We start from the raw sequence: 17,038 nt of genomic DNA on the forward strand, positions 1-17,038 counted from the left end.
GGCCGGGCACGGGGCTCCGTACGGGAGAATGGCCACGCGCTCGTACAGAACCACAGGGAGACCCCGTGTCCGGATTCGTCGAAAAGCCCGAGCCGGTCCAGGTGCCCGGCCTCGTCCACCTCCACACCGGCAAGGTCCGCGACCTCTACCGCGACGAGGACGGTCGGCTCGTCATGGTCGCCAGCGACCGCATGTCCGCCTTCGACTGGGTGCTGCCCACCGAGATCCCGGACAAGGGCCGCGTCCTGACCCGGCTCTCCCTCTGGTGGTTCGACCGGCTCGCGGACATCGTCCCGAACCACGTCCTCAGCACCGAGCTGCCCGCGGGCGCCCCCGCCGACTGGGCCGGCCGCACCCTGATCTGCAAGAACCTGGACATGGTCCCCGTCGAGTGCGTGGCCCGCGGCTACCTCACCGGATCCGGCCTGGTCGAGTACGAGCAGACCCGCACCGTCTGCGGCCTCGCGCTCCCCGAGGGCCTCGTCGACGGCTCCGAGCTGCCCGCCCCGATCTTCACCCCGGCCGCCAAGGCCGCGGTCGGCGAGCACGACGAGAACGTCTCCTACGAGGAGGTCGCCCGCACCACCGGCCCCGAGACCGCAGCGCTGCTGCGCCGGACCACCCTGGACGTCTACGGGCGCGCCCGGGACATCGCCCGCGAGCGCGGCATCCTCCTCGCGGACACCAAGTTCGAGTTCGGCTTCGACGCCGACGGCACCCTGGTGGCGGCCGACGAGGTCCTCACCCCGGACTCCTCCCGCTTCTGGCCCGCCGACCAGTGGGAGCCGGGCCGCGCGCAGCCGTCCTTCGACAAGCAGTTCGTCCGCGACTGGCTGAAGTCCCCGGCCTCCGGCTGGGACCACAAGGGCGAACTCCCGCCGCCCGCACTGCCGCAGGACGTCATCGACCGGACCCGCGCCAAGTACATCGAGGCCTACGAGCGGCTCACCGGCCAGAGCTGGACCTGAGGAACGACGAAGGCCCCGATCGGTGATCGGGGCCTTCGCCGGCTGAGCGGACAACGCGACTCGAACGCGCGACATCCACCTTGGCAAGGTGGTGCTCTACCAACTGAGCTATGTCCGCCTGTGCGCCGTGGCGCGAGGACAACTATACCCAACCCCGCTCGCGCGCGAGACGCACTGCCGTGTGCCGGTTCTCGGCCCCCAGCTTCGTCGCCGCCGAGGACAGGTAGTTCCGAACCGTCCCCTGCGACAGCGAGGCACGCTCCGCGATCTCCGCGATCGGCGCCCCGTCCGCCGCGAACTCCAGCACCTCTGCCTCCCGGGCGGTCAGCGGGGAATCCCCCGCGCTGATCGCGTCCGCGGCCAACTCCGGGTCCACGTAACGCCCTCCGCCGTGCACGGTCCGGATCAGCTCGGCCAGCCGCTGCGCCGACACCGTCTTCGGCGCGAAGGCCCGCACGCCGGCGGCCAGGGCCCGCTTGAGGTGCCCGGGCCGCCCGTGACTGGTCACGATCATGGTCTTGCAGTCGGGGAGTTCGGCCCGCAGCGTTGTGGCCACGCTCACACCGTCCGCCCCCGGCATCTGGAGGTCCAGGACCGCCACGTCGGGCCGGTGCGCCCGCGCCATGGCGAGCGCCTCCGGTCCCGAGGCCGCCTCCGCGACGACCACCAGGTCGTCCTCCAGGCCCAGCAGCGCGGCCAGCGCGCCCCGGATCAGGTGCTCGTCGTCCGCCAGCAGTACTCGTACGGGGTTCACGCCCGCGCCTCCACTCGTTGCGTCCGCCGACCGGGAACCTCGGCCAGCAGCCGGAACAGGCCGCCGCCGGCCGGTCCCGCCAGTAGGGTCCCGTCCACCGCCGCGAGCCGCTCCCGCAGCCCGGCGAGGCCGGAGCCGGGCGGCCCGGCCGGGGCGTCGGGAGCCCCGTCGTTCTCCACCAACAGGGTCACCGGGCCGGAGCCCTCGGGCACCGTCAGCCGGATCAGGCAGCTGCGCGCGTCCCCGTGCCGCAGCACGTTCGTGGTCGCCTCGCGGACGACCCAGCCCAGCGCCGACTGCACCTCGCCCGGCAGCGTCCGCCCCCGCGCCTCCAACTCGACGCGGCAGTCCATGCCGGCCGCGCTCAGCACCCCGCGGGCCCCCTCCAGCTCCACCGCCAGGTCCGCCTCCCGGTAGCCGCGCACGACGTCGCGGACCTCGCGCTGGGATTCGCGGGCGATCCGCTGCACCTCGATCATCTGGTCCACCGCCTCCGGCCGCTCGCGCCGCGCCAACTGCACCGCGAGCTCGCTCTTCAGGGCGATCACCGCCAGGTTCCGGCCCATCACGTCGTGCAGGTCCCGCCCGAACCGCAGCCGCTCCTCGGCGACCGCCAGCTGGGCCTGGAGCTCCCGGGCGTGGTCCAGCTCGTAGACGGTCTTCAGCAACCACCGGGAGAACCCGCAGGTGAAGGTCAGCAACAGGCTGACGATCAGGAAGCCGACCGCGAACCCGAAGGAGTCCAGCGCGGGCTGCCCGGTCGCGAGGGCCATGCCGGCCACGGCGACCGCGCCGATCGGAGCGGGGAGCAGCATGTGGCGGACCTTGTCCAGCATCAACGTCAGCGCACCCGAGGCGAAGGCCATGGTGTTGATCACGATGGTGGGGGTGACGTTCTCGTGGGTGACCATCCCGGCGGACCGCAGGACCATCAGGGCCACGCAGATCGCGGCCGTGACCGCCACCAGCCCCACCGCGACCCGCACGGGGCGCTCCCGGCGGCCCAGCGCCCAGTCCAGCGAGCGCGAGGACAGCAGTCCGCACAGGGCGACCTGCGCCGCCAGGGGTACCACCAGCGCCGCGGTGACGCTTCCTCCGCCCTGCGGGGCGATCCCCATGATCACCGCGAAGGCCTGGATCACCATGAAGAAGTGGAACGACCAGCGCGTGTACAGCTCGACCTTCGCCGCGCTGCTGCGGTTCTTCCACCATCCGGTCAGTTTCGACACGTCGTTCCCACGTCCCCCGGTCCTCCGCGTCAGCGGCGCGGTTCCCAGCGGAACCACCGCTGGACAGCAAACACCGTCACCATGATCCAGGCCACCGTGACGGCCGTGGCGGTCAGGAGCTCCCCGCCCGCCGCGCCACCGCCCCAACCGGCCCGCACGAGGGCCATCACCCCGCTGAGCGGGAGGAGTTCGCAGACCGAGGCCACGGCGTCGGGCAGGGAGTCCAGCGGGATGAACAGTCCGGAGCCGAGCGCCGTCAGCAGGAGCAGCGGCAGGGTGGTGATGCCCGCGGTCTCGACGTTGCGGGTGAAGGCGCTGGTGGCGGCCGCCATCCCGGCGAGCAGCGGCAGCGCGGCGAGGACGGCGGCGACCAGCAGCAGCGGGTTCTCCGGCGCGGGTGCGTCGAGCAGCGCCGCCCCGGCCAGGGCGAGGGCGGTGACCTGCACGAGGGCGATGACGGCGGCGGGCAGCGCGGTCCCGGTGAGGATCTCCAGGTCGCGGGCCTCACCGGTGCGCAGCCGCTTCAGGACCAGTTCCTCGCGGCGGGCGACGTAGGCGGAGACCAGGTTCATGTAGACGACGAGCACGAGCACCATGCCGATGCCGCCCGTCAGCGTGGCCTCGGCGACCTGGCCCACGGTGTCCGCGCTCAGTGTCGTCCGCAGGACGAACACCATCATCACCGGCATGAGCAGGGCCATGCTGAGGGCTGCCCGGTTGCGCACGAGCAGCGTCAGTTCGGATCGACCGAGCGCCGTCAGCCGGCCGGGGTTCAGGGTGAGCGCGTTCATCGGGTCCCCGCCATCACGTCGTCGTCGCTGTTACCGCTGCCGTTGGTGCCGGTGGTCTCCGCACCGGCTCCGCGCCGGTCCCGCGCGATGTCCAGGAAGGCCTCCTCCAGGGAGGCGGAGCGGGCGTCGAGCCCGATCAGTTCCACCTCGGAGTCGTGCGCCCAGCGCAGCAGTTCGCCGAGCGCCCCTTGGAGCCGGTCGGTGCGGATCTCCACGTGCCGGCCGTCCGCCGCCGCCCGCAGCCCGAGCGGGAGCCGCCCGGCGGGCACGCCGTCCGGCAGGGTGAAGCGGATCCGGGAGGGCCGGGTCGCGGTCACCTCGGCGGGGGTCCCGGTCAGGACGAGTTCCCCCTCGTGCAGGATCGCCAGCCGGTCCGCGAGGGCCTCGGCCTCCTCCAGGTAGTGCGTGGTCAGCAGCACCGTGGTGCCCCGCGCCCGCAGTTCCCGTACGAGGGCCCAGGTGTCCCGGCGCCCCTCGGGGTCCATGCCGGTGGTGGGCTCGTCCAGGAACAGCACCTCGGGCCGCCCGAGCAGGGCCAGCGCCAGGTCGAGCCGCCGCCGCTCGCCGCCGGACAACTGCTTGACCCGTACGGAGGCCCGCGCGCCCATCCCGACCAGCTCCAGCACCTCCGCCGCGGGCCGGGCGCCCGAGGTGACCCCGCTCCACATCCGGACGGTCTCGGCGACCGAGAGGTCCGAGGGGAAGCCGCCCTCCTGGAGCATGACGCCGGTCCGCGGGCGGACCTCGCCGCGCCGGGTGTACGGGTCCAGGCCGAAGACGCGGACCTGCCCGCCGGTCGGCGCGGCCAGCCCCTCCAGCAGTTCCACCGTGGAGGTCTTGCCGGCCCCGTTGGTGCCGAGCAGCGCGAAGATCTCGCCGCGGGCCACCGAGAAGGAGACGCCCCGTACCGCCTCGAACCCGCCGGCGTAGCCGCGGCGCAGTCCCTCTGCCTGGATCACTGTGTCGGTCATGTACCCAGCCTCGCGGCGGTCGGCCGGGCCGGTCAGTGCGGGCTGTCACGGCTCCCGATGACATTTGTCATCGGGAGTGATCCGCACCACGGGGCACCGGCACGGGACGAGGCCGGGGGAGAACGCGGCGCGCACACGACGAAGGCCCCGATCGATGATCGGGGCCTTCGTTCGCTGAGCGGACGACGCGACTCGAACGCGCGACATCCACCTTGGCAAGGTGGTGCTCTACCAACTGAGCTACGTCCGCATGCTTGCACGACATGAATGCCGTGGGCTGCGAGCATCACTCTACCTGATCCACAACCGTGGTCGGTAAAGCGTGCAGAGCGGGTGACAGGGATCGCACACTGCGCCTCCCCCCTGGAAGGGGGGTGTTCTGCTACTGAACTACACCCGCACGACTTCGGGTTCCGGCCTTTCGGCTGGCCCCTCGGCGTGATCCACACACTAGCCGATCGATGGGGGTGCTTGGCAAATCAGCCCTCAGTGGGCTGCGTTGTACGCCTCGTAGACGCGCTTGGGGATGCGTCCGCGGGGCGGCACGTCGTGCTGGTTCGCGCGGGCCCAGGCCCGGACGACCGCCGGATCCGGGGCGACGGCCGTGTGACGGAACACCTTCCCGGAACGCGACTGGCGGCGGCCGGCGGCCACGAAGGGGGCCAGGCCCTTCCGCAGTTTCTTTGCGTTGGCCGCATTGAGGTCGATCTCGTACGACTTACCGTCCAGAGCGAACACGACCGTTTCCGCCGCTTCCCCGCCGTCGAGGTCGTCGGAGAGCGTGACTACTACGCGCTGCGCCACGGATATCGGTCCCTTCGTGCGCGGTCATTCCCCGCTGACGTGCGGCGATGTCGCGTGTGTGGATGTTTCGGTGGAATGCATCAAACCGCCGGAATCCCGGCTGATTCCTTTGTACCGTGATTCTCATTGAATAGCGAAGCCCAGTTAATTCTCCCCGCGTGTCCCGCCGCAATGCCGGGGGCGTGGTTTTCCGGTGGATTTTGCGAAGCGTTGGTGAAGCCGAAACGGCGTGATCATCGGGGGCATCCGATATCTACCCGCGTAGAAATTTTGGCCGGGTACGCTGATGGAACCGCCTTCGCACCAACCACCACACGGGAGTGCCAGTGGCACGCGTCGTAGTCGACGTCATGCTCAAGCCGGAGATCCTCGACCCCCAGGGCCAGGCGGTGCAGCGTGCACTGCCGCGTCTGGGCTTCGACGGGATCGCCGACGTCCGCCAGGGGAAGCGCTTCGAACTGGAGGTGGAGGGACCGGTCGACCGGGCCGCCCTCGACCGCATCCACAAGATGGCCGAAACCTTCCTCGCCAACACCGTCATCGAAGACTTCACCGTCCGCGTCGAGACCGTGAAGGTCGAGGCCTGACGGTGACCACTCGCATCGGAGTCGTCACGTTCCCCGGAACGCTCGACGACCGTGACTCGCTGCGCGCCGTCCGCCTCGCGGGGGCCGAGCCGGTCTCGCTCTGGCACCGCGACAAGGACCTGCACCAGGTCGACGCGGTCGTCCTCGCGGGCGGCTTCTCCTACGGGGACTACCTGCGCGCCGGGGCCATCTCCCGCTTCTCGCCGGTCATGGAGACCATCATCGAGCAGGCCAGGGGCGGCATGCCCGTCCTCGGCATCTGCAACGGCTTCCAGGTCCTCACCGAGGCCCACCTGCTGCCGGGGGCGATGCTCCGCAACAACCACCTCCACTTCATCTGCCGCGACCAGAAGCTGCGGGTGGAGAACACGGGGACCGCGTGGACCGGCGACTACACCGCCGGCCAGGAGATCTCCGTCCCGCTCAAGAACATGGACGGCCGCTACACCGCCGACGAGCGCACGCTCGACGAACTGGAGGCCGAAGGTCGCGTGGCCTTCCGGTACGTCGACGTGAACCCGAACGGCTCGCTGCGCGACATCGCGGGCATCACCAACGCCGCGGGCAACGTCGTCGGCCTCATGCCGCACCCCGAGCACGCGGTGGAGCCGCTGATCGGGACGGGCCGCACCGACGGCCTCCCGTTCTTCACGTCGGTCCTGAAGAAGCTGGTCAGCGCATGAGCCTCGATACCGTCAAGAACGCCACCGGCACCCCGGACGCCGCGCAGCCCTGGAAGGAGCTCGGCCTCAAGGAGGACGAGTACGCGCGCATCCGCGAGATCCTCGGCCGCCGCCCCACGGGCGCCGAGCTCGCCATGTACTCCGTCATGTGGTCCGAGCACTGCTCGTACAAGAGCAGCAAGGTCCACCTGAAGCAGTTCGGCGAGAAGGTCCCGCAGAACGACGCCATGCTCGTCGGCATCGGCGAGAACGCGGGCGTCGTCGACGTCGGCCAGGGCTACGCGGTCACCTTCAAGGTCGAGTCGCACAACCACCCCTCGTACATCGAGCCCTACCAGGGCGCGGCCACCGGCATCGGCGGCATCGTCCGCGACATCCTCGCGATGGGCGCCCGCCCGGTCGCGGTCGTGGACCCGCTGCGCTTCGGCGCGGCCGACCACCCCGACACCAAGCGCGTCCTGCCGGGCGTCGTCGCCGGCATCGGCGGCTACGGCAACTGCCTGGGCCTGCCGAACATCGGCGGCGAGGTCGTCTTCGACGCCTGCTACCAGGGCAACCCGCTGGTCAACGCCGGCTGCATCGGCGTGATGAAGCACGAGGACATCCACCTCGCCAAGGCCTCCGGCCCGGGCAACAAGGTCATCCTCTACGGCGCCCGCACGGGCGGCGACGGCATCGGCGGCGTCTCGGTCCTCGCGTCCGAGACCTTCGACGACACCAAGCCGACCAAGCGCCCCGCCGTCCAGGTCGGCGACCCCTTCCAGGAGAAGCTCCTCATCGAGTGCACCCTGGAGATCTTCAAGGAGAAGCTGGTCGCGGGCATCCAGGACCTCGGCGGCGCCGGGCTATCCTGCGCCACGTCCGAGCTCGCCTCCGCCGGTTCCGGCGGCATGCGGGTCGAGCTGGACACCGTCCCGCTGCGCGACGCGACGCTCTCGCCCGAGGAAATCCTCATGAGCGAGTCGCAGGAGCGCATGTGCGCGATCGTCGAGCCGCAGCACGTCGACCGCTTCATGGAGATCTGCGAGAAGTGGGACGTCATCGCCACCGTCATCGGTGAGGTGACCGAGGGCGAGCAGCTGGAGATCTACTGGCACGGCGAGCTCATCGTGGACGTGCCCCCGGGCACCGTCGCCCACGAGGGCCCGACGTACCACCGCCCGTACGCGCGCCCCTCCTGGCAGGACGCCCTCCAGGCCGACGACGCGGGCAAGCTGCCCCGTCCGCAGACCTCCGAGGAGCTCCGCGCGCAGGTCCTGGCGCTGGTGTCGTCCCCGAACCAGGCCTCGAAGTCCTGGATCACCGACCAGTACGACCGGTTCGTGCAGGGCAACACGGTGCTCTCGCAGCCCGAGGACGCGGGCATGGTCCGCATCGACGAGGAGACCAACCTCGGCGTGGCCATGGCCACCGACGGCAACGGCCGCTTCGCCAAGCTCGACCCCTACACGGGTGCGCAGTTGGCGCTGGCCGAGGCGTACCGCAACGTCGCCGCGACCGGCGCGAAGCCCCTCGCGATCTCCGACTGCCTGAACTTCGGTTCGCCCGAGGACCCGGACGTCATGTGGCAGTTCGCCGAGGCCACCCGCGGTCTCGCGGACGGTTGCCTGGAGTTGGGCACCCCGGTGACCGGCGGCAACGTCTCCCTCTACAACCAGACGGGTGAGACCGCGATCCACCCGACCCCGGTCGTGGCGGTCCTCGGTGTGATCGACGACGTCAACCGCCGGACGCCGATGGCGTTCGCGGAGGCCGGTCAGCTGCTGTACCTGCTCGGTGACACCGCCGAGGAGTTCGGCGGCTCGGCCTGGTCGCAGGTCGTCCACGACCACCTCGGCGGCCTGCCGCCCAAGGTGGACCTGGGTCGCGAGAAGCTGCTCGGCGAGATCCTGATCTCCGCCTCGCGCGACGGCATGGTCGACGCCGCTCACGACCTGTCCGACGGCGGCGTCATCCAGGCGCTCACCGAGTCCTGCCTGCGCGGCGGCAACGGTGCGCGGATCGTGGTCCCCGAAGACCTGGACGCGTTCACCTTCCTGTTCTCCGAGTCCGCGGGCCGTGCCATCGTGGCGGTCCCGCGCAGCGAGGAGCTCCGGTTCACCGACATGTGCGGCGCGCGGGGCCTGCCGGCCGCCCGCATCGGCGTGGTCGACGGCGACGCGATCGAGGTGCAGGGCGAGTTCACGCTCCCCCTGGCCGAGCTTCGCGAGGCCCACGAGGCGACGATCCCGGCGCTGCTCGCCTGATCCCGCCCGCCCGCTCCACGTACGAGCCCCCGTCCGGACGCTTTCCGGGCGGGGGCTCGCGCGTGTTCGGCGGCCGTCGACGCCACCCTCTTGTATGGAGTTACGTAATCACGTAATTTCGGAGCATGGAGCTCGAAGACCGCGTCGCCGCACTGGAACGCCGGCTGGCCACTCTGGAGGCGCGGGGTGACGCCCGCCCCGAACCCGCCCCCACCGGCGGGGACTTCTGGGCGCTGGAGGGCTGGAAGACCCGCCTCGCCGAGGCCGGGGACGCCGCCGCGGCGGGCGGGGTGCTCTTCACGGGAGCCGTCACCCTGCCCACCGGGGAACGCTACGAATGGCAGCAGGCCGCCGTCACCGAGGAGGTCCTCGACCCCGGGGCCGACGCCGGACGCACCGCCGACTCCCTCGCCGCCCTCGGCAACCCGGTCCGGTTGCGCCTGCTCCGCGAGATCCTCGCCGGGCGGCGCACGGCGGCCGAACTGACCGCCCTCGACGGGGTCGGCACCAGCGGGCAGGTCTACCACCACCTGCGCCAGCTGACCGCGGCCGGCTGGCTGCACCCCACCGGCCGGGGCCGCCACGAGGTCCCCGCCGGCCGGGTGGTCCCGCTCCTCGTCCTGCTGTCCGCCGCGATCGGTTGAGGTGACCACACCCATGATGGCCAAGGTGTTGTACGTGCTCTACCGACTGCTACTGGTCCTCGCGTTCGCCATGATCGCGCTGGACCTCACGGTCGGACTGCCCTTCGGAACGGCCTGGTTCCTGGCCTGCGTGGCGGGCGGAGTGGTCCTCCAGCTCGCGACCGGAGTGCTGGCGGCCCGCAACCCCCGCACCGCCGAGCCGCCGATCGAGCTCGACCCGCCGGTGCGCGGCCGGTGGAGCGCCCTCAACAGCCCGGCCGACAAGGTCCCCAGCCACGGCACGCACCGCATGGGCCAGGCCTGCGCGATCGACGTCGTCGCCGAACCGGAGCCCGGTTCGGGCCGTGCGCGGCCCGCGTTCGCCGCGTTCTGGCCGCTGGTCCGGCCCGCCGCCGACTTCCCGGCCTTCGGCGCCCCGTTGTTCGCCGTGGCCGACGCGACCGTCGTGCGGGTGAGCGACCGCTGGCGCGACCACGCGAGCCGCAACTCCTGGCCCGCCGCGCTCCACCAGATGCTGATCGCCGGGGGCGTCCGCGACCTGGCCGGCGCCGGCTGCGTCTTCGGCAACCACGTGGTCCTCGACCTAGGGGAGGGCCGGTACGCCGTCTACGCCCACCTGCGCCGGGGCACCCCCGCCGTCCGCGCGGGGGACCGCGTCACCGCCGGCGACTTCCTCGCGGAGTGCGGCAACTCCGGCAACTCCACGGAACCGCACCTGCACTTCCAGCTGATGGACGGCCCCGACCCGGACACCGCCCGGGGCCTGCCCTTCACCTGGCGCGGCGTCGGCGTCCCGGCCGGCGGCGAGACCTTCGACGCCGGAACCGGACGCGCGATCCGGCCGTAGCGATTCCGTGGCACGACGGGCACCACCGCCCACGGGCGGCTTCCGCATACTGACGCCGTGAGTGACATCGTCAAGTACCTGCCGCCCGCGGCGATACCCGCGGGCGGCGCCCCCGAATGGAAGGCCGCCGACGCCGAACGCTGGCGCGCGGCCCGCGTCCCCGCCGTCCTCGGTCCCGTCGCGGGAGGCTGGATCCTCCTGCCCCTCGTGCTGTGCGCGGTCGTCCTGCTCGCCTGGAACACTCCCGAGGACACCTCCGTCGGCACCGAATGGGGCGGCTACCCGGCGGCCGTCCTGCTGCTGGCGCTCCCCGCCTGGTACCGGTTCCTGCCGGTCGCGACCGCCGTCGCCGCGCCCCTGGTCGCCCTGGACGCGTGCCTCGTCCTCGGTGAACTCGCCGCGGACGACACAGCCGGCCGGGTCGGGGCCGGACTGATCATCGGCATCGCGCTCCTGGCGCTCACCGGCGCCGTCCTGCGCCTTCGCTCCCGCAGGATCCAGCGGGCCCTGATCCTGGAAGCGGCCGGGGAGGCCCGCATCCCCCTCCCGGACGCCCTTCCCCACACGCACCGCGTCCGCGGCCGTACGCTGCTCCTGACCGGCGCCCCGCTCTGCGCGCTCGCCGCGGCCCTGCTCCTGACGGGCCTCGCCCAGGACCTGAACGCGCCCGCGGGCCACCCGTACGACGCCACCGGCCAGCAGGTCCTCGCCCTGCTGCTGCTCGTCCCCGGCACCCCGTTGCTCGGCCGCGGCATCACGGCCGGCGGCGCCGCCCGTCGGCTCCACTACGGCGGGCAGCCCGTACTGCGCGTCGGCGTCCGCCGCTCCATGGACAGCGCCTGGATCCTCGCGGACGCCCGGACCCCCGCCGCCCCGCCGCTGGTCGCCTTCCGCAACCGCTTCGACGACAGCTACTCCTCCCGCCCCGGCCGGATCCTCGTGGGCGGGCCCCAGGAGCGGCTGCGCGCCGACCACCACGACATCGACCCGTTCGCCGAACCGTACGAGGCGCTCATGTACGGCGTGCCCCGCGAAGGCGCCGAAGTGGTCCTGGAGTTCGCGGTCAACACCCACGACGGCCACATCGTCACCAGGTTCACCGCCGCCCCCCTCATGCCGTTCCGCCGCCCCGCCCTGCGCCCGTGGACCCCGGCCGGCACCTCCTGGGCCCAGCGGCGGGAGGACCTGGCCGAACGCCGCCGGGAGGAGCGCTCGTCCTCGGCGTCCTCGTCCTCGGGGAGCTGCGGCTCCTCCGGCGGCTGCGGGAGCAGTTGCGGCAGCAGCTGCGGCGGGGGCTGCGGCGGCGACTGACGTCCGGCGGTCGCCTCCCGGCCCGGGGACCGGGCCCCCGAGTAGGGTCGGCCCATGCCGCCTGGGAAGAAGAAGCCGCGCACGTACGACCCCGCGAGGATCCGTACGGCCGTCACCACGCAGTTCGGGCACGTCGCCGAGGCCGTACGGGGCCTCACACCGGAGCAGCTCGCACGCCCCACCGCGCTCGGCGCCTGGACCGTGGCGGACCTCGCCGCCCACGTCGCGTGGATCGCCGACTCGCTCGCGGCCGGCCTGGCCCGCCCGCCCGCCGCCGTCGCCGAACTCCCGGCCGTCGAATGGCCCTTCGCCACCGCCTCGCTCGCCGGGAAGATCTCCGAGGCCGCCCGCGAGACCCTGGACGGCGCCCCGCTGCCCGAGCTGTACGAGCGGGCCGCCGCCCGGCTGGCCGCGGAGCTCGAACGCAACGCGGGCAGCAGGGTGCTCGACCTGTGGATCGGCGACATGACCCTCGCCGACTTCCTCGTCACCCGGACCGTCGAACTGGTCGTGCACACCGACGACCTGAACCGGGCCACCGGGCTGGACGTGCCCCTCGACCGGCAGGCGCTGGCCGCCTGCACCCGGCTGCTCGCCGACGCCCTCGCGGTCAAGGCGCCCGGCGGGTCGGTGGAGGTACGGATCCCGCCGTTCGCCGTGGTCCAGTGCGTCGAGGGCCCCCGCCACACCCGCGGCACCCCGCCCAACGTGGTCGAGACCGACCCGCTCACCTGGATCCGGCTCGCCACGGGACGCACCGGCTGGGCCGAGGCCCTGGACTCCGCCCGGGTCACCGCGAGCGGGGAACGCGCCGACCTGTCGGCCCTGCTGCCGCTGATGCGCTGACGGAGGAGCCGGGGGAACCGTCCGGCCACCCGGCCCGTCACAGCAGCATGCGTACCCTCAGGCACCTCACGACCGGTCTGGCCCTCCTCGGCCTCGCCGCCTGCGGCCAGTCCACGCGGAGCGGGTCCGACCCGCTCCCCGATCCCACGGGCTCCTGGGCCGTCGAGTCCCTGACCACCGGCGGCCGGACCCTCCACGCCCCCGCCGCCGCCCGCGTCGACCTCGGCCCCGACGAGGCCACCGGCAACTACGGCTGCAACGGCTTCACCGCCCGGGTCGCCCGCGAGGGCGCCACCACCCTGGTCCTGACGCCCGGCGTCAGCACCACGATGGCCTGCGAGAACATGGAGTTCGAGACGGCCTTCGCGAAACTGCTCACGGGCCGCCTCACCCTCGACCGCGGCCCCGAACGGCTGACCCTGAGGACCACCGACGGGAGCACCATCGCCATGAGCTCCAAGCCACCGGTCCCCGACGCCCCGCTCGTCGCGACCCACTGGACCGTCGACTCCCTGATCGACGGGGAGAGCGTGTCCTCCCTCGCCCCCGAGGCGGCGGGCCGGGCCCGGTTCACCCTCGCCGCCGACGGCGCCGCGAGCGGCAACCTCGGCTGCAACCGGTTCAGCGCGCCCACCACCGTCGCCGGCCCCGCGCTCACCTTCGGGCCGCTCACCGCGACCCGGATGGCCTGCGAGGGACCGACCGGAGAGGTCGAGCGGGCCCTGACCGCGCTGTTCGGCAGCGGCCCGCTCTCGTGGAAGGTCCAGGGCACGTCCCTGACGCTGACCGCCCCGGACGGCAAGGGCCTCGGCGCCAAGGCGGTCACGGCCGTCGAGTGACGGCCGGTCGCCCCGCCCGACGGCTCAGGCCGGGTAGGGCAGCAGGCCCGCGTCCGTCCGCTCCCAGGCGGCCCGCAGCTCGGCCAGCCGAGCCGGGTCCACGGCCGCCTTGTCGGCCTGCTCCCTGATGTCCCCGGCCAGGTTGAACAGCTGGTCCCGGCCCGACTTGCCCCGGTAGTACTTCCAGTCGCCGCGCCGCAGCGCCCGCTCCCCGCGCACCCGCCAGAAGATGTCCCGCTCGGCCGGCTTCTCGCCGCGCAGCAGGTACCCGGCCAGGCTCACCCCGTCCAACGGGTACGCGCGGTGCGGACGCGTTCCGGCCAGCTCCAGCAGCGTCGCCGTCCAGTCCGGGCTGAACACCGGGACATGGCTGACCTGGCCGCCGTCCACCCGGGCCGGCCAGCGCAGGATGTTCGGCACCCGGATCCCGCCCTCCTGGAGCGAGGCCTTGTTGCCCGACAGCGGCCAGTTGTAGGAGAACCGCTCCCCACCGTTGTCACTGGAGAACACGACCACCGTGTTGTCCTCCTGCCCCGAACGCCTCAGCGCCTTGAGCACCTCACCGATCGACCGGTCCAGGTCCTCCACCAGCTGCTTGTACTTCTCGACCGAGCCGCCGTCCTGGTGCCACAGCGCCCGGCCGTCGCCCGCCTTGATCCGCCGGACGATCTCGGCGCTCTCCTTCGTGTCCCCCTCGGCGATCCACGGCCAGTGCGGGGTGGTGAAGTTGAGGTTCAGCAGCCACGGCTTGCCGTGGTGGTCGCGGGAGACGTACTCGCTCGCCCGCTCGGTGAGGACCTTCGTGTAGTACCGCAGGTCCTTGTACTCGGCGTCGCCCTCGTACAGGTCGTACTCGCCGCCCAGGCCCAGCTTCGAGTAGTACTCCAGGGCCCCGCCGAAGTTCCCGAAGAACTCGTCCCAGCCGGACCGGGTCGGGCTGTGGTCCGGCAGGTAACCCGCGTGCCACTTGCCGATCAGCGCGGTGGCGTAGCCCGCGTCCTTCAGCAGCGAGGCCAGCGTCGGGTGCGTCGGCTCCAGGCCCACCGACTTGTCGGCGATCGGCTCCGCCAGACCGCCCTTCGTACGGGCCGGGTAGCGCCCGGTGTACAGGCTGAAGCGGGTCGGCGAGCAGGTCGCGGAGCCCGAGTAGGCGTCCGTGAAACGGACGCCCTGGCGGGCGAGGCGGTCCAGGTTCGGGGTCCTGATGTGCGGCGAACCGTACGAGGACAGGTCCGACCAGCCGAGGTCGTCACCCAGGATGAACAGGACGTTCGGACGCTTCGAATGCCGCCCCCGGGCGGCCCGGAACTCCTGCTCCTCGGGCCCGGCGTGCTGGGCCCCGGCGGCCGCCGCCGAGCCGGCGCCCAGCCCCACCGCGGCGACGGCGGCGGTCACCCCGACCGCGCCTCCGAAGGCACGTCGGGACAGCTTCGATTCGTAGGAACTCACAAGTACTCCAAGGCAGGGCTGACCGACCCACCCGGGGCGGCGCGGGACGGCGCACGGCACGACGGGGCGGGCTCGATCGGAGCGAGGGGAAGAGCGGGAGGGGCCGGCGCGGAACGTCACAACACCGTTCGGTGCGACGGAAAGAGCCGGAAGGAAGGAACGCGCGCCACGCGGCGCGCGGGGGTGCCTACGCGCAGCGGGGACAGATGGCGCTCGCGACACGGACCAGGTCCACGTGCCGGCGCTCGACGAGGGTGACGGAGCGGTCACCGAAAGGCTGCATGGGTCGGAACTTTGTACGAACCCACAGGCACCTGTCAACCAGGGCATTCCGGATGCCGAGACGGCCCCCGCGGCCCCCGCCGAGGCCCGTTTCGCGGTCACCCTCCGCAGGGGTTACCCGACTGTCCGCACTGTGACTTTTCCGGGAGGTCCTCAATTCGGACCGGTGGTCGATCTCGCCTACACTCGGAGCCGTGCCTCGTGGTGATGGACGACTCAACCACGACCTGCTCCCCGGTGAGAAGGGCCCCCAGGACGCTTGCGGCGTCTTCGGTGTCTGGGCTCCGGGTGAAGAGGTCGCCAAGCTCACCTACTTCGGACTGTATGCACTGCAGCACCGCGGACAAGAGTCCGCGGGAATCGCTGTGAGCAACGGTTCCCAGATCCTCGTCTTCAAGGACATGGGCCTCGTTTCCCAAGTCTTCGACGAAACCTCTCTCGGCTCGCTCCAAGGTCATATCGCGGTCGGTCACGCCCGCTACTCGACCACCGGAGCCTCCGTCTGGGAGAACGCCCAGCCGACCTTCCGCGCGACCGCCCACGGCTCCATCGCCCTGGGTCACAACGGCAACCTGGTGAACACCGCCGAGCTTGCCGAGATGGTCGCCGACCTTCCCCGTCAGGACGGCCGCGCCACCCAGGTGGCGGCCACCAACGACACCGACCTCGTCACCGCCCTGCTCGCGGGGCAGACCGACGAGGACGGCCGGCCGCTGACCATCGAGGAGTCGGCCACCAAGGTCCTCCCCCAGGTCAAGGGCGCCTTCTCCCTCGTCTTCATGGACGAGGGAACCCTCTACACCGCCCGTGACCCGCAGGGCATCCGCCCGCTGGTCCTCGGCCGCCTGGAGCGCGGCTGGGTGGTCGCGAGCGAGACCGCCGCCCTCGACATCTGCGGCGCCAGCTTCGTCCGCGAGGTCGAGCCGGGCGAGCTCATCGCGATCGACGAGAACGGCCTGCGCACCTCGCGCTTCGCGGAAGCGAAGCCCAAGGGCTGTGTCTTCGAGTACGTCTACCTGGCGCGCCCGGACACCGACATCGCGGGCCGGAACGTCTACCTCTCGCGCGTCGAGATGGGCCGGCGCCTCGCCAAGGAGGCCCCCGTCGAGGCCGACCTGGTGATAGCCACACCGGAATCGGGCACGCCCGCCGCCGTCGGCTACGCCGAGGCCAGCGGGATCCCGTTCGGAGTCGGCCTCGTCAAGAACGCCTACGTCGGCCGGACCTTCATCCAGCCCTCGCAGACGATCCGCCAGCTCGGCATCCGTCTGAAGCTCAACCCCCTCAAGGAAGTCATCCGGGGCAAGCGCCTGGTGGTCGTCGACGACTCGATCGTCCGCGGCAACACCCAGCGCGCCCTCGTGAAGATGCTCCGCGAGGCCGGCGCGGCCGAGGTCCACATCCGGATCTCCTCGCCGCCGGTGAAGTGGCCGTGCTTCTTCGGCATCGACTTCGCCACCCGGGCCGAGCTGATCGCCAACGGCATGACGGTCGACGAGATCGCCACGTCGATGGGCGCGGACTCGCTCTCGTACATCGCGCTCGACACGATGATCGAGGCGACGACCATCCAGAAGCCCAACCTCTGCCGGGCCTGCTTCGACGGCGAGTACCCGATGGAGCTGCCCGACCCGCAGCTCCTGGGCAAGCAGCTCCTGGAGACCGAGCTCGCCGGCGGCACGGACGCCGCCGACGCGCTGCGCCGCCCGTAGCCGGATCCCCCGCGCGCCCCGCTCAACCTGCGCGGGGCCCTGTCTTTCAAGCTTCTCCCAGGGCCCTGCACCACC

17 protein-coding genes and 3 tRNA genes are annotated in these 17,038 nt (G+C 72.1%); 10 read left to right on the forward strand and 10 right to left on the reverse strand.

Annotated features, from left to right (window positions below):
* Positions 1–65: 65 nt before the first annotated feature.
* Positions 66–968 carry a phosphoribosylaminoimidazolesuccinocarboxamide synthase gene (locus ACZ58N_RS23225; RefSeq protein ID WP_471162989.1) on the forward strand — a complete coding sequence of 301 codons (903 nt, stop codon included), beginning with the start codon at positions 66–68 and terminating at the stop codon, positions 966–968.
* A 45-nt stretch (positions 969–1,013) separates the two neighbouring features.
* Here the strand turns inward: ACZ58N_RS23225 and ACZ58N_RS23230 are convergent.
* The 8 genes from ACZ58N_RS23230 to ACZ58N_RS23265 form a co-directional block, all read right to left on the reverse strand.
* Positions 1,014–1,086, reverse strand: a tRNA-Gly gene (locus tag ACZ58N_RS23230).
* A gap of 24 nt (positions 1,087–1,110) precedes the next feature.
* Positions 1,111–1,722 (reverse strand): response regulator, encoded by a 612-nt coding sequence (locus ACZ58N_RS23235; protein WP_471162992.1) that lies wholly within the window; start codon positions 1,720–1,722, stop codon positions 1,111–1,113.
* A complete protein-coding gene (locus ACZ58N_RS23240) occupies positions 1,719–2,951 on the reverse strand; it encodes a sensor histidine kinase (protein WP_471162995.1) in 1,233 nt (410 codons plus the stop codon). The genes ACZ58N_RS23235 and ACZ58N_RS23240 overlap by 4 nt, the downstream gene beginning before the upstream one ends.
* 29 nt (positions 2,952–2,980) lie before the next feature.
* The gene (locus tag ACZ58N_RS23245) at positions 2,981–3,742 is read right to left on the reverse strand and encodes an ABC transporter permease (RefSeq protein WP_471162998.1); all 762 of its coding nucleotides are present in this window, start codon (positions 3,740–3,742) and stop codon (positions 2,981–2,983) included.
* Positions 3,739–4,713: an ABC transporter ATP-binding protein gene (locus ACZ58N_RS23250; RefSeq protein WP_471163001.1), complete on the reverse strand. Its 975-nt coding sequence runs from the start codon at positions 4,711–4,713 to the stop codon at positions 3,739–3,741. The genes ACZ58N_RS23245 and ACZ58N_RS23250 overlap by 4 nt, the downstream gene beginning before the upstream one ends.
* Before the next feature lie 177 nt (positions 4,714–4,890).
* Positions 4,891–4,963 (reverse strand) — tRNA-Gly (locus tag ACZ58N_RS23255).
* Positions 4,964–5,041: 78 nt separating this feature from the next.
* Positions 5,042–5,113: transfer RNA gene (locus ACZ58N_RS23260), tRNA-Gly, on the reverse strand.
* Positions 5,114–5,199: 86 nt separating this feature from the next.
* A complete protein-coding gene (locus ACZ58N_RS23265) occupies positions 5,200–5,517 on the reverse strand; it encodes a histone-like nucleoid-structuring protein Lsr2 (RefSeq protein ID WP_388891686.1) in 318 nt (105 codons plus the stop codon).
* A 326-nt stretch (positions 5,518–5,843) separates the two neighbouring features.
* On the opposite strand from ACZ58N_RS23265, the gene purS reads away from it, so the two are divergent.
* The 8 genes from purS (at position 5,844) to ACZ58N_RS23305 (ending at position 13,520) form a co-directional block, all read left to right on the forward strand.
* On the forward strand, positions 5,844–6,104 hold the full coding sequence (gene purS, locus ACZ58N_RS23270; protein WP_281208689.1) for a phosphoribosylformylglycinamidine synthase subunit PurS: 261 nt from the start codon (positions 5,844–5,846) through the stop codon (positions 6,102–6,104).
* A gap of 2 nt (positions 6,105–6,106) precedes the next feature.
* A complete protein-coding gene (gene purQ / locus ACZ58N_RS23275; RefSeq protein ID WP_471163006.1) occupies positions 6,107–6,787 on the forward strand; it encodes a phosphoribosylformylglycinamidine synthase subunit PurQ in 681 nt (226 codons plus the stop codon).
* The gene (purL, locus tag ACZ58N_RS23280; protein ID WP_471163009.1) at positions 6,784–9,033 is read left to right on the forward strand and encodes a phosphoribosylformylglycinamidine synthase subunit PurL; all 2,250 of its coding nucleotides are present in this window, start codon (positions 6,784–6,786) and stop codon (positions 9,031–9,033) included. The genes purQ and purL overlap by 4 nt, the downstream gene beginning before the upstream one ends.
* Before the next feature lie 125 nt (positions 9,034–9,158).
* Positions 9,159–9,677: an ArsR/SmtB family transcription factor gene (locus tag ACZ58N_RS23285; protein ID WP_471163012.1), complete on the forward strand. Its 519-nt coding sequence runs from the start codon at positions 9,159–9,161 to the stop codon at positions 9,675–9,677.
* A 13-nt stretch (positions 9,678–9,690) separates the two neighbouring features.
* A complete protein-coding gene (locus ACZ58N_RS23290; RefSeq protein ID WP_471163117.1) occupies positions 9,691–10,524 on the forward strand; it encodes a M23 family metallopeptidase in 834 nt (277 codons plus the stop codon).
* 57 nt (positions 10,525–10,581) lie between these two features.
* Positions 10,582–11,835, forward strand: coding sequence for a hypothetical protein (locus tag ACZ58N_RS23295; protein WP_471163015.1), 1,254 nt, complete (start codon positions 10,582–10,584; stop codon positions 11,833–11,835).
* Positions 11,836–11,889: 54 nt separating this feature from the next.
* Positions 11,890–12,681 carry a maleylpyruvate isomerase family mycothiol-dependent enzyme gene (locus tag ACZ58N_RS23300; RefSeq protein ID WP_471163017.1) on the forward strand — a complete coding sequence of 264 codons (792 nt, stop codon included), beginning with the start codon at positions 11,890–11,892 and terminating at the stop codon, positions 12,679–12,681.
* A 47-nt stretch (positions 12,682–12,728) separates the two neighbouring features.
* A complete protein-coding gene (locus ACZ58N_RS23305; protein ID WP_471163020.1) occupies positions 12,729–13,520 on the forward strand; it encodes an META domain-containing protein in 792 nt (263 codons plus the stop codon).
* Between the two features lie 24 nt (positions 13,521–13,544).
* Here the strand turns inward: ACZ58N_RS23305 and ACZ58N_RS23310 are convergent, their stop codons facing one another.
* Positions 13,545–14,969 (reverse strand): sulfatase-like hydrolase/transferase, encoded by a 1,425-nt coding sequence (locus tag ACZ58N_RS23310; RefSeq protein WP_471163022.1) that lies wholly within the window; start codon positions 14,967–14,969, stop codon positions 13,545–13,547.
* Positions 14,970–15,156: 187 nt separating this feature from the next.
* Complete coding sequence (locus tag ACZ58N_RS23315; RefSeq protein WP_471163025.1) at positions 15,157–15,252, reverse strand: putative leader peptide; 96 nt, start codon at positions 15,250–15,252, stop codon at positions 15,157–15,159.
* Positions 15,253–15,445: 193 nt separating this feature from the next.
* Between ACZ58N_RS23315 and purF the strand changes: the two genes are divergently transcribed.
* On the forward strand, positions 15,446–16,963 hold the full coding sequence (purF, locus tag ACZ58N_RS23320) for an amidophosphoribosyltransferase (protein ID WP_319189761.1): 1,518 nt from the start codon (positions 15,446–15,448) through the stop codon (positions 16,961–16,963).
* Positions 16,964–17,038: the final 75 nt, after the last annotated feature.

The sequence above is a fragment of the Streptomyces sp. NPDC040432 genome, from assembly GCF_055595445.1.